The sequence below is a fragment of the Pseudoalteromonas sp. N1230-9 genome (assembly GCF_032716425.1).
Lineage (GTDB): Bacteria > Pseudomonadota > Gammaproteobacteria > Enterobacterales > Alteromonadaceae > Pseudoalteromonas.
The window spans coordinates 2,491,488-2,504,567 of the sequence record NZ_CP090419.1 but is presented as its reverse complement, the minus strand read 5'-3'; the positions used below and the strand labels follow the sequence as shown (position 1 = coordinate 2,504,567).

11 protein-coding genes and 1 tRNA gene are annotated in these 13,080 nt (G+C 41.8%); 11 read left to right on the top strand and 1 reads right to left on the bottom strand.

Features of this window, described 5'->3' with window-relative positions; translation table 11 throughout:
* Nucleotides 1–56: 56 nt before the first annotated feature.
* A complete protein-coding gene (locus LY624_RS11665) occupies nt 57–830 on the top strand; it encodes a DUF4124 domain-containing protein (RefSeq protein WP_341803040.1) in 774 nt (257 codons plus the stop codon).
* On the opposite strand, the gene LY624_RS11660 is transcribed toward LY624_RS11665, so the two are convergent.
* On the bottom strand, nt 825–1,286 hold the full coding sequence (locus LY624_RS11660) for a globin (protein ID WP_130150550.1): 462 nt from the start codon (nt 1,284–1,286) through the stop codon (nt 825–827). The genes LY624_RS11665 and LY624_RS11660 overlap by 6 nt on opposite strands.
* A 243-nt stretch (nt 1,287–1,529) precedes the next feature.
* On the opposite strand from LY624_RS11660, the gene LY624_RS11655 reads away from it, so the two are divergent.
* The 10 genes from LY624_RS11655 (at nt 1,530) to LY624_RS11610 (ending at nt 12,997) form a co-directional block, all read left to right on the top strand.
* Nucleotides 1,530–1,606, top strand: a tRNA-Met gene (locus tag LY624_RS11655).
* 310 nt (nt 1,607–1,916) lie between these two features.
* The gene (gene rimP / locus LY624_RS11650; protein WP_062569821.1) at nt 1,917–2,372 is read left to right on the top strand and encodes a ribosome maturation factor RimP; all 456 of its coding nucleotides are present in this window, start codon (nt 1,917–1,919) and stop codon (nt 2,370–2,372) included.
* 38 nt (nt 2,373–2,410) lie between these two features.
* A complete protein-coding gene (gene nusA / locus LY624_RS11645; protein ID WP_130150551.1) occupies nt 2,411–3,910 on the top strand; it encodes a transcription termination factor NusA in 1,500 nt (499 codons plus the stop codon).
* Nucleotides 3,911–3,935: 25 nt separating this feature from the next.
* Nucleotides 3,936–6,590 (top strand): translation initiation factor IF-2, encoded by a 2,655-nt coding sequence (gene infB / locus LY624_RS11640; RefSeq protein ID WP_130150552.1) that lies wholly within the window; start codon nt 3,936–3,938, stop codon nt 6,588–6,590.
* A gap of 110 nt (nt 6,591–6,700) precedes the next feature.
* The gene (gene rbfA, locus LY624_RS11635; protein WP_054553174.1) at nt 6,701–7,105 is read left to right on the top strand and encodes a 30S ribosome-binding factor RbfA; all 405 of its coding nucleotides are present in this window, start codon (nt 6,701–6,703) and stop codon (nt 7,103–7,105) included.
* The gene (gene truB / locus LY624_RS11630; RefSeq protein WP_341803039.1) at nt 7,105–8,049 is read left to right on the top strand and encodes a tRNA pseudouridine(55) synthase TruB; all 945 of its coding nucleotides are present in this window, start codon (nt 7,105–7,107) and stop codon (nt 8,047–8,049) included. Before rbfA ends, truB begins: the two co-directional genes overlap by 1 nt.
* Before the next feature lie 110 nt (nt 8,050–8,159).
* Nucleotides 8,160–8,429, top strand: coding sequence for a 30S ribosomal protein S15 (rpsO, locus tag LY624_RS11625; RefSeq protein ID WP_054553172.1), 270 nt, complete (start codon nt 8,160–8,162; stop codon nt 8,427–8,429).
* Nucleotides 8,430–8,671: 242 nt separating this feature from the next.
* Nucleotides 8,672–10,804, top strand: a complete 2,133-nt coding sequence (pnp, locus tag LY624_RS11620; protein ID WP_237118200.1) for a polyribonucleotide nucleotidyltransferase — start codon at nt 8,672–8,674, stop codon at nt 10,802–10,804.
* Between the two features lie 128 nt (nt 10,805–10,932).
* On the top strand, nt 10,933–11,811 hold the full coding sequence (gene nlpI / locus LY624_RS11615; protein ID WP_130150555.1) for a lipoprotein NlpI: 879 nt from the start codon (nt 10,933–10,935) through the stop codon (nt 11,809–11,811).
* Entirely contained in the window at nt 11,795–12,997 is a 1,203-nt protein-coding gene (locus LY624_RS11610; RefSeq protein ID WP_341803037.1) for a hypothetical protein, read from the top strand. The genes nlpI and LY624_RS11610 overlap by 17 nt, the downstream gene beginning before the upstream one ends.
* Nucleotides 12,998–13,080: the final 83 nt, after the last annotated feature.

Here is a 13,080-nt window from a genome sequence, read left to right as displayed (position 1 = left end):
TCGTGAAATTAATTAGTGTGTTGATATAAGGAACTAAACTCTAAAAGGGTGATGGCATGCAAATTCAGTTTAAAACAGTGATATTTTTAAGTTGTGCGTATTTAATGTTTACGAATGTAGTAAACGCGACGGTTTACCAGTGTGAAAAAAACGGCGTGGTTGAGTTTAGCCAGCAACCATGTGGAAAGGACGCTCGATTAGTAATCATTAAAGAGCAAAATCCGCATGTTTCTGATGTATTTGAATCAGCACCTGTAAAGCCTGATTCTGGTGTAGATAGCTATATCCGAGTAAAGCAAATTGATGCCGAAATTCAACAGCACCACAACAAAATAGACACTTTAACCCAACGCTTAGATAATGATATTGCCAGCTTAAGTAAACAAGCTGACGCACAATTGAATAATGTAGTGGGGAATAAAAAAGTAGCTGCAATTGCAAAGCAAATGACTGCTACATCTCAGCGCTACAAATTACTTATCGATAATGAACAGCGAGGTATCGATAGACTAAATACTGAAAAAGCGACGCTTTTAGCACAAAGTGATCAAACTGTAGATGCAGAGGTTGATAGTTTTATTCGAACACAGCAAATAAAACGAGAAATCACTGAGCATCAAAACAAGATCGACACACTCTATGCACAGCTAAACAGTCAGCTGAGTCAACTTGAACAACAAACCCGTCCTCGTGCTGTAAATTTGACAGGCGTGAGTGCTGACGAAGCATTGTCTGAAAAAATGACTGCTGTAACGAGTAAGTTTGATACCCTAATTGCGGTTGAACAACGCCAAATTGATAGGCTAAACACTGAGTTAGGGCAATTATGAGCTTAGCTGTGTTGCTTGTTTTTGCGCTAAAGAAACAACATTACTATATGAAAAAAGATAACTTTTTACGATATTCTTAAATATAAGTATCGCCTGTGACCATGCCTGACATAGGTGACTGTTCAATTTAATTGATTGTTTTTGAAGTGTGTCCCAAAAGGCATCGCAAAGTAAGTCAATGTCAGTACAATTAACGTTTAAAAAGCTGAGATTGTTTGCCATATAGTGAATAAATGGAATCACAAGGGGTAAATCATCTAAATGATTTATTACCTTATTAAGTGCACAATATAAAATGTAGCTTTGCTGATTAATGCTTTCTTGACTTGGAATTGTCATTTGTAATGGCTTCTCATTCATTAACGTATGAAATGTCTTTGTAAATTGATGAAAATCCGGTTTTATCAGCTCAACATTTTGTTGTAAAAGCTTTTTTTGAAAAATAGATAGACTCATTAATTATCGCTTAATAGCACTCGCTATAGTTTTTCTTATTATAATACCAACTATAGACCATTTTTCTCGAAAATAGGAAATTAATGACAGGGCTGTCATAATGTTTTTATCTACAAAATAGTCTAACTAATTCACCCAATGAGGTTGCTAATTGAGCGCTACGTGCTTATAATAGCCGCCATTGATTTGAGGTGCTTGTCACTCAAACTGCGATATTTAGCAATTAGCTTTAATATCCATTGGCGCGGGATGGAGCAGCCTGGTAGCTCGTCGGGCTCATAACCCGAAGGTCGTCGGTTCAAATCCGGCTCCCGCAACCAATTCAGTGTTTACACAGCAATGTGATAAACATACACAGTAAGTTATTTTACTGTATTGAAGTCGCGCATTCTGGGTAATGCGCGTTTTGCGTTTAGGCTATCTAGTTTAATTTAGTCAGATAAATGACTCGCAACCAAGCTTGGCCCTAGGCCACACAGTTTTATGCTTTAGGTGTGACGCCCCGCTTGGTTCGGGGCGTTGTTGTATCTGGTCTAGCATGATTTACTTAATACCTCAGTGGTATAAATCATTATTAAACTCAGTATTTCAGGGCTATATGCCCTTTTTTTGTTTGTATGGAGGATTTTCGTGACAAAACTTGAGCAAGATTTAGTAACCATGCTCTCACCAGCCGTAGAAATGTTAGGTTTTGAGTTACATGGTCTTGAGTTTGTGCAAGCTGGTCGCCACTCTACATTACGTGTTTACATTGATCACGATGCAGGGATTACGGTTGATAATTGTGCCGATGTAAGTCGTCAAGTTAGCGCGATTTTAGACGTAGAAGACCCGATTACAAACGAATATGATTTGGAAGTTTCGTCTCCTGGTGTTGATCGTCCATTATTCAAACAAGATCACTACGAGAAGGCGCAAGGAGAAGAAGTACGCGTGCGTACTAAGCTTCCGCAAGATGGTCGCCGTAATTTTAAAGGCGATTTAGTATCAGTTAGCAGTGATATGATCACACTTTCGGCAGATGGCACTGAGCATATGATTATGCTAAGTAACATTGAACGTGCGAACATCATCGCAAAGTTTTAATTCGAGTGCGAAGGAATAGGGCAAGCGAGGCATAACCCATGGCAAAAGAAATATTATTGGTTGCTGAAGCCGTCTCCAATGAGAAAGCGGTTCCAAAAGAAAAGATTTTTGAAGCGTTAGAGTTCGCATTAGCGACTGCGACAAAGAAAAAACACGATGGCGAAATTGATGTTCGCGTATCAATCGATCGTAAAACAGGTGATTACGACACGTTCCGTCGCTGGAAAATTGCAGAAGTTCAAGAAGACGGTTCGTTAGAACATCCTTACAGCGAAATTACGTTAGAAGCGGCACAAGTTGAAGATCCTGAGTTACAACTAGGTGATTACGTTGAAGAGCAGATTGAGTCAATCAAGTTCGACCGCATTACAACGCAAATGGCAAAACAAGTTATCGTACAAAAAGTACGTGAAGCTGAACGTGCGCTAGTTGTTGAAGAATATAAAGATCAACAAGGTGAGTTAGTAACTGGTGTTGTTAAAAAAGCAACCCGTGACGCTATTGTACTTGACCTTGGTAACAATGCTGAAGCGGTTATCTACCGTGATGACATGTTACCGCGTGAAAACTTCCGTCCAGGTGACCGTATTCGTGGTTTACTTTACGAAGTTAAACCAGAAGCACGTGGCGCGCAGTTATTTGTAACGCGTTCTAAGCCTGAGATGCTGATGGAGCTTTTCCGTATTGAGGTACCTGAGATCGGCGAAGAAATGATTGAATTACGTGCCGCAGCACGTGATCCAGGTTCGCGTGCAAAGATTGCAGTAAAATCTAACGACAAACGTATCGACCCTGTAGGTGCGTGTGTTGGTATGCGTGGTGCACGTGTACAAGCCGTGTCAACTGAGCTTGGTGGTGAGCGTGTTGATATCGTTCTTTACGATGACAACCCTGCGCAATTCGTTATCAATGCAATGGCGCCAGCAGAAGTGGCATCTATCGTGATGGACGAAGATACACATTCAATGGATATCGCTGTTGAAGCAGACAACCTAGCACAAGCAATTGGTCGTAATGGTCAAAACGTTCGCCTTGCTAGCCAGTTAACTGGTTGGGAATTAAACGTCATGACTGTTGATGACATGCGTGCGAAGAACGAAGCTGAATCAGACAAGCTGATCAACTTATTCACTGAATACCTAGATATCGATGATGAGTTTGCAACCCTACTTATCAACGAAGGTTTCTCAACACTTGAAGAAGTTGCCTATGTTCCAGCATCTGAATTCTTAGAAATTGACGGTTTAGATGAAGAAACGGTTGATATTTTACGTTCTCGTGCAAAAGACGCATTAACAACAAAAGCGCTTAAGACAGAAGAAAGCCTTGATGGTGCAGAGCCTGCAGAGGATTTACTAGCACTTGAAGGTCTAGAGCGTCACCTTGCATTTGTAATGGCAAGTAAAGGTGTAATAACACTTGAAGACTTAGCTGAGCAAGGTATTGATGAGTTAGTGGATATCACTGACCTTTCAGAAGAAGAAGCTGGCAAGCTTATTATGGCTGCGCGTAACATTTGTTGGTTCGCAGACGAGTAATTTATTAACGGAGGTATTACACACTATGGCAGAAGTAAATGTTGAAAAACTAGCCGGAGATATTGGTACAACTGTTGATAAATTATTACAGCAGCTTGAGCAAGCCGGTATCAAAAAACAAGCAGGTGATATGGTAACAGAAACTGAGAAGTCAACGTTACTTGATCACCTGAGTAAGCAGCATGGTGGCACGGGCTCGGAAGGCCCTGCTCGCATGACTTTGCAACGTAAGAGTAAAAGCACGTTAAGTGTAACTGGCTCTACAGGTAAAGCGAAGTCAGTCCAAGTAGAAGTACGTAAAACGCGTACCTACGTAAAGAAAAGCGCCGTTGAGCAACAGCAAGAAGAAGAGCGTTTAGCTGCAGAAGAAGCTGCCCGTAAGGCAGCTGAGCTTAAAGCCCAGCAAGAAGCTGAAGAACTTAAAGCGAAACAAGAGGCAGAACGTAAAGCAAAAGAAGAAGCTGAGCGTAAAGCCAAAGAAGAGGCTAAACGCAAAGCTGAAGCTGAGCGTAAAGCGAAACAAAAGCAGATGACCCCAGAGCAAAGTGCTAAGTCTGAAAAAGATCGTGCCGAAGCTGAGCGTCTGCAAAAAGAAGCAGAAGAGGCCGCATTGAGAAAAGCTGAAGAAGAAGCGAAACGTCAAGCAGAAGAGGCAAGAAAGCTAGCTGAAGAAAATGAAGCTCGCTGGAAAAAAGAAGAAGAAGAGCGTAAGCAGCGTGAAGAAAACGCTGATCACCACCTTACGACTTCAACTTACGCGCGTGAAGCAGAAGATGAATCTGATGCACGTGAAGAGCAAAGTGCTCGTCGTAAGAAAAAGAAAAAAGGACCTCAAAAAGAGAAGGCTCCTTTACCTAAGGGTAAAAAAGGCAAATTAAAAGCACCAACTTCACTACAGCATGGTTTCCAAAAGCCAACTGCAGATGTTAAAAACGAAGTACGCATTAGTGAAACAATCACCGTTGCTGAACTTGCATCTCGTATGGCTGTTAAAGGTGCTGAAGTTGTTAAAACAATGATGAAGATGGGTGACATGGTTACCATCAACCAAGTGATTGACCAAGAAACAGCACAACTTGTTGCTGAAGAAATGGGCCACAAGGTTATCATCGTTAAAGAAAACGAATTAGAAGAGAAAGTACTCAACGACCGCAGCGAAGAAGGTACAGCTGTACCTCGTGCTCCAGTTGTAACCGTAATGGGTCACGTTGACCACGGTAAAACGTCAACACTTGACTATATTCGTTCAGCAAAAGTTGCATCTGGTGAGGCGGGTGGTATTACCCAGCATATTGGTGCATACCACGTTGAAACTAACGGTAACATGATTACTTTCTTAGATACGCCAGGTCACGCCGCGTTTACATCAATGCGTGCGCGTGGTGCAAAAGCAACGGATATCGTAATCCTTGTTGTTGCTGCGGATGATGGTGTAATGCCACAAACTAAAGAAGCGGTTCAGCACGCCCGTGCTGCTGGCGTTCCTTTAATTATCGCAGTGAATAAGATGGATAAAGAAGGTATCGACCCAGATCGCGTTAAGAATGAGCTAGCTCAACTTGACGTAATCCCTGAAGAGTGGGGCGGTGATACACAGTTTGTACATATTTCTGCAAAAACAGGTTTAGGTATTGATGACCTACTTGAAGCAGTACTAATGCAAGCAGAGCTTCTTGAGCTTACTGCGCCTGCAGAAGGTATGGCGGCGGGCGTTGTAATTGAATCACGTCTAGATAAAGGTCGTGGTCCAGTTGCATCTGTTCTTGTACAATCAGGTACACTGAATCAAGGTGATATCGTACTGTGTGGTCTTGAATATGGCCGTGTACGTGCGATGAAAGATGAGAACGGTAAAGACATCAAGTCTGCGGGTCCATCTATCCCAGTTGAGATTTTAGGTCTATCTGGTATCCCTGCTGCGGGTGATGAAGCAACAGTAGTTAAAGATGAGCGTAAAGCACGTGAAGTCGCACTTTACCGTCAAGGTAAGTTCCGTGAAGTGAAGCTTGCTCGTCAACAAAAAGCGAAGCTTGAAAACATGTTTACGAACATGGCTGAAGGCGATGTATCTGAAGTTAACATCGTTCTTAAAGCTGACGTACAAGGTTCAATTGAAGCAATTGCTGATTCATTAACTAAGCTTTCTACAGATGAAGTTAAAGTGAAGATTGTTGGTTCAGGTGTAGGTGGTATCACTGAAACTGATGCAACGCTTGCAGCGGCGTCAAACGCAATCGTTGTTGGCTTTAACGTACGTGCTGATGCATCAGCTCGTAAAGTAATTGAGTCAGAAAACTTAGACTTACGTTACTACAGCGTAATCTACAGCCTGATTGAAGAAGTTAAACAAGCGATGTCAGGTATGCTTGCACCAGAATTCAAGCAAGAGATCATTGGTCTTGCTGAAGTTCGTGACGTGTTCAAGTCACCTAAGATTGGTGCAATCGCAGGTTGTATGGTTACTGAAGGCGTTGTTAAGCGTAGCGCGCCTATCCGTGTACTTCGTGATAACGTGGTTATCTATGAAGGTGAACTTGAGTCACTACGTCGCTTTAAAGATGACGTTCAAGAAGTACGTAACGGTATGGAATGTGGTATCGGCGTTAAGAACTACAACGATGTTAAAGTTGGCGACCAAATCGAGGTATTCGAGACGGTTGAAGTACAACGTTCACTTTAATTTCGTTTAAGTTATTGCTTTAAATGGGGGCCTAGCCCCCATTTGTGTATTCGTAATTAAATTAACTTATTCTTTAACATCAATAAGTTATTATTTTAGAGTGAAATGAAATGAGAGAATTTTCTCGCACTGATCGTGTTGCACAGCAAATTCAAAAAGAGATTGCTGTTATTCTTCAACGCGAAATCAAAGATCCACGCTTAGGCATGGTGACAGTGTCTGCGGTTGAGGTATCTCGCGACTTATCTTACGCAAAAGTATTTATCACAGTGTTTAACACTGACGATGAAGATAAAGCCAAGCAAAGCGCTAAAATCTTAAATGAAGCAACGGGTTATATTCGTTCTTTATTAGGTAAACGTATTCGTGCGCGCATCATGCCTGAGTTACGTTTTGTGATCGATAACTCGCTTATGGAAGGTATGCGTATTTCAAACTTGGTTGACTCAGTTATTCGTGAAGACAATGCCAAGCATGTAGACGAAGATGACAGCGAAGAAGGCACTAAAGACTAATGGCTAGACGCAGTAAAGGTCGTGCTATTGACGGCATCTTATTACTTAATAAGCCGCAAGGTATTTCATCAAACAAAGCATTGCAGCAAGCAAAGGGAATTTACTTTGCTCAAAAAGCAGGCCACACCGGTGCGCTTGATCCGCTCGCCACAGGTATGCTGCCTATTTGTTTTGGTGAAGCGACTAAGTTTACCCAGTTCTTGCTTGATACTGACAAAACCTATGTTGTACGCGCCAAACTTGGTGAGCGAACTACTACCTCTGATTCAGATGGTGAAGTGGTTGAAACGCGCGAAGTATCGGTCACGCGTGAACAATTAGCTGAGCAAATTGCCAGTTTCTTAGGTGAGTCGGATCAATATCCTTCGATGTACTCTGCGCTTAAATACCAAGGTCAGCCTTTGTATAAATATGCCCGCGAAGGTATTGAAGTGCCGCGTAAGTGTCGAAAAATTAATGTATTTAGTTTAACGCTTGATGAGTTTGATGAAGCTAATAACGAAGTACAAATGACGGCACATGTATCTAAAGGCACTTATATTCGTACTATTGTTGACGACTTAGGTGAAAAGCTTGGCTGTGGTGCGCATGTCATCATGTTACATCGCAGTGCAGTTGGCCATTATCCAAGTGAAAAAATGGTTACGCTTGAGCAACTTGAAGAAAAGCTACAGCAAGCAAAAGCAGACGATGTTGCGCCTTCAAGCTACCTCGATGAGCTATTACTGCCAATGGATACTGCTTTGGTTGATTTACCTGTGATTGAGATCTCCCAAGAGCAGGGCGTGGCATTTCGCCATGGTCAAACCGTGGTTATCGGTAAGCCCGTACCAGATGGTGTGGTAAAGGTAATGGCTGATGGGGTGTTCATTGGTACCGGTGAGCGTCATAAAGACGGTCACTTAAAATCAAAGCGTGGCTTATCAAATCAACTGCCTGAGTAAAGATTACCTTGTAGTTATTAGCAAAGCTGGGTAGAATACGCCCCGCTCAATCGTTTTGGCTGAATTAGTGATCGGCTAAAACACAATTTAAATTAATTTTTGGAGTTACTATGTCACTAAGCAATCAAGAAAAAGTTGAAATCATCGCTAAATTTGCACGCGCTGAAGGCGACACTGGTTCACCTGAAGTACAAGTTGCACTTCTAACTTTCGATATCAACAAGCTTCAAGGTCACTTTGCTAGCCACAAGCACGACTTCCACTCACGTCGTGGTCTTCTTCGCAAAGTAAGCCAACGCCGTAAACTGCTTGACTACCTTAAAGGTAAAGACATTGCACGTTACACTGCGTTAATCCAAGAGCTTGGCCTACGTCGCTAAGAACTAGATTACGAGAAAAGGGGCTATTTAGCCCCTTTTTTTGTGCGCGTATGAAAGGTATACTAGCGCACACCTAGGGAGTGGATGCTTCCTAGATATCAAAAAACATCATTGCCAATTGTAGTACTTAATTGATTTTTCTTAAGTTTAATTAAGTACTGTAATTGGTACTTTGATGGACTATTTTTTACCAATTCGGAGCACTGCTCTGAGTTGCTTTTACATTTAAAGGACATTTTTAAGTGCAAGCAATTATTAAAGAATTTCAACTAGGTCAACATACAGTGACGCTAGAAACAGGTGCTATCGCTCGTCAAGCAGACGGCGCAGTACTAGCAAGCATTGGCGATACTTCAGTATTAGTTACTGTTGTTGGTAAGCGTGATGCACAACCAGGTCAAGACTTCTTCCCACTAACAGTTAACTACCAAGAGCGTATGTACGCTGCGGGTCGTATCCCTGGTGGTTTCCTTAAGCGTGAAGGTCGTCCTAACGATGGCGAAACGCTTATCGCTCGTCTAATCGACCGTCCAATCCGTCCACTTTTCCCAGACGGTTTTGTAAACGAAGTACAAGTAATCGCGACAGTTGTTTCTGTTAACCCAGAAATCCAACCTGACATGGTTGCTATGATTGGTACGTCAGCAGCACTTGCTATCTCTGGTATTCCATTCAATGGTCCTATCGGTGCATCACGTGTTGGTTTCATCAACGGTGAATACGTACTTAATCCAACACTTGCTGAGCTTGAAGAAAGCCAATTAGACCTAGTTGTTGCTGGTACTGATAACGCAGTACTTATGGTTGAATCAGAAGCTGAAACACTATCTGAAGACGTCATGTTAGGTGCGGTTGTTTATGGTCATGAGCAATCTCAAGCTATCATCAACGCAATCAACGAATTCAAAGCTGAAGCGGGTAAACCAGCTTGGGATTGGACTGCACCAGAGAAAAACATCACACTTGCTGAGAAAATCTCTGCAATCGCTGCTGAAAAAGTAGGTGAAGCATACCGCATCACTGACAAAGTAGCGCGTAAAGAAGCACTTGGTGTAGCGAAAGAAGAAGTAGTTGCTACATTAACAGCTGAACTTGCTGAAGGCGAAGAGCTAGATACGCAAGAAGTTGGTAAACTATTCGGTTCTTTAGAAAAAGAAATTGTTCGTGGCCGTATCATCGCTGGTGAAAAACGTATCGATGGTCGTGAACCAGATATGGTTCGTGCACTAGACGTAATGACGGGTGTTTTACCTCGTACTCACGGTTCTGCAATCTTCACGCGTGGTGAGACGCAAGCACTTGTAACTGCAACGCTTGGTACTGAGCGTGATTCACAGTTAATCGACGACTTAACAGGTACTAACAAGCATCACTTCATGCTTCACTACAACTTCCCTCCGTTCTGCGTAGGTGAAACAGGTTTTGTAGGCTCTCCTAAGCGTCGTGAAATTGGTCACGGTAACCTAGCTAAGCGTGGTATTGCTGCGGTACTACCTACACTTACTGACTTCCCATACTCAATCCGTGTAGTATCAGAAATCACTGAATCAAACGGTTCATCGTCTATGGCATCAGTATGTGGTACATCACTAGCACTTATGAATGCCGGTGTACCAATTAAAGCATCTGTTGCTGGTATTGCGATGGGTCTAGTTAAAGAAGGCGAAGATTTCGTTGTTCTTTCTGATATCTTAGGTGATGAAGATCACTTAGGTGACATGGACTTTAAAGTAGCGGGTACTTCAAACGGTATCACTGCGCTACAAATGGATATCAAGATCGAAGGTATCACTAAAGAAATCATGCAAATCGCACTTAAACAAGCGAAAGCTGCACGTCTACACATCTTAGGTGTAATGGACGAAGCGATTTCTGCTCCTTCTGAAGAGCTATCTCAATTCGCACCACGCATCTACACTATGCAAATCCCTGCGAAGAAAATTGCTGAAGTAATCGGTAAAGGCGGCGCAACTATCCGTCAACTTACTGAAGAGACTGGCACAACGATCGAAATCGAAGATGACGGTACAATCAAGATCGCTGCAACTGACGGCATGAGTGCAAACGATGCAATCAAGCGTATCGAGCAACTAACTGCTGAGCTAGAAGTAGGTACTATCTACACGGGTAAAGTTGTACGTATCGTTGATTTTGGTGCGTTCGTTAATATCCTTCCAGGTAAAGACGGTCTAGTGCACATTTCACAAATCAGCACAGAGCGTGTTAACAACGTAACTGACCACTTAAGCGAAGGCCAAGAAGTTAAAGTTAAAGTTCTTGAAGTAGATCGCCAAGGTCGTGTACGTCTAAGCATTAAAGAAGCGATGGAACCAGCTGCTGAAGAAAAAGCAGAAGAGCCAAAAGACGCTGAATAATGATTGAATAACCAGTAATTTGCTGGATATCAGAAAAAGGGGCTGTTTAGCCCCTTTTTTTATGCTTTAATGAAACCTATCAGCTTCGACTTTGTCTACAGAGCATTCTTCAGGTATTAAGGATTTTAATGAATTTTAAACACTTAGCATTGACCGCCGTGGCTCTTTTTTCTCTAAGTGCATGTCAAACAACGTCACAATCTGAGTCTTTGCCTATCGTAAATGTGCCGTTCACGGCACCGTTGGCCTCTGATTTTCGCAACGAAATTACGATTGCTCGCTATTCTGAGTTATTGAGCCGAACAGATTTAAGCCCTGAGCAACAAGCAAAACTATATTACGATCGCGGTGTGTTATTTGATAGCTTAGGGATGTCAACATTGGCACGAATAGACTTTAATCGTGCTATAAAGCTGAAACCTGATCTTGCTGAAGTCTATAATTTTTTGGGTATTCACCACACACTGATGCAGCAATACGAACAAGCGTATGAGTTTTTTGATTCAGCTCTAGAGTTAAATGAGCAGCACGAATATGCCTATTTAAACCGTGGTATTGCACTTTATTATGGTGAACGTCCATTACTGGCTGCAGATGATTTACAACAGTTTCTAAATCGAGCGCCGAGTGATCCTTATCGTGTGCTTTGGTTGTATCTCGCCCAAGCTGAAGCAAATAAAGAGCAAGCGTTGATTGATCTTAAAGCGAATGCACAAGGGGTTGATGAGTCGCAATGGGGTTATCAACTTTTAGCACTTTATTTGGGCGATATTAGCGAATTTGAATTTTTATCGGGTATTATCGAAGGCGTAACGTCAGAGCAAGAGTATGCTCATCGTTTATGTGAAGCCTATTTTTATTTAGCTAAATTACATCAAGCTGCGGGTGATAAATACCTCGCTGCCGATTACTTTCGATTAGCCCTTTCTACTAATGTGCATGAGTTTGTTGAGTATAAGTACGCACGCTTAGAGCTTGAGTTAATGGCTGGTGAAGACGCGAGCTAATAAATACTTGTTAGTAGGGTTATTACTGAGTTTGTGCGGACTTTCAAGCTCAGTATCCTACTTTTCACCGTCTTATCTTTATTATATTGACAAAGCACCTTCCCAAACAGCAGCTATTTATTATTTAGCGCCTCATGTTGTTAATACACAATTAGCTAGACTTAGTACTTCGCAACTTCGTCATTTGGCTGAGCTTGATAACACAGATGCCAAATACCAGCTAGTTTTACGTTTTTTACAGCAAGGTAATTTTTCTGCGGCGCAATTGTGGTGGCAAACACAGTTTGACTATTTTGACTTGAAACAGCAGCAAAACCTCGCAAAGCAATTAGTCATAAACGAGCAGTGGAGTGCTCTAGAGTCATTATGGAAGACAAATCGATTACCTGATGGCGATGCTAAGCAAACATGGTTTTTACAACAAAGCATGCCCACCACCAAAATAACAACCGAGTATGCCAATTTACATAATTTTTCCTTGTCGTTAGACGCTGTTACAACCAATCCAATATGTCATTTTAATGTGTTAATGATGGCGGACCATAAAGATGGTATTGCTGCTTTACAATCTTTTAAAGGCCAATATCAGTCTAGTCCAGAGCCTGCTATTAATAGCTTTTGTTTTAGCGATGTTGTTTATGTAGGCAATCAATATCGCTGCGAGGAAAATAATAACGCATTGCAATGTGACTGGAGAAAAGCAGAAAATCACACATGGCCAGCTGGTTTTGACTTTATTGTCATGATGTCGAAAGAGGGGAGTGCAAACGTACAAGGTGGTATTATGCATATTAATTCATCCCAATCATACGCAGTATTTTTGCATGAGCTAATGCACTTTAATGGTTTTGAGGATGAATACCCATTGCCAGAAAAAAAACAGCAATGGCTGTGCCAGCAAGAAGGGCTAGTGGCACCTAATTTATTTATTGCAAGAAACAGCTTGCCGCCAAGTGGATGGCAGAAAAGCGTGGCTTGCAAAAACCAAATGGCTTATAAACCCAGTTTAAATTGGTCAATAATGCAATACCAAAAGGTGGGATTATCTGAACAATATCGCCAACTTTGGTTAAAACAAATTAACTCCCCCTTAACAAAGCCAGTAAGGTACGCTGATTATTTTGCCTTTATTGGTGTAAAGCCTGTAATAACAACAGCTTTAAGCTCTAAAGAATTTTCTGACTAATCGCTTATTTATTGCTATTTTAATACGTAAAGTGGTTAAAAGTTGGCCGAATAGGTGTGTCTCCTATAGACAAAATAGCACCC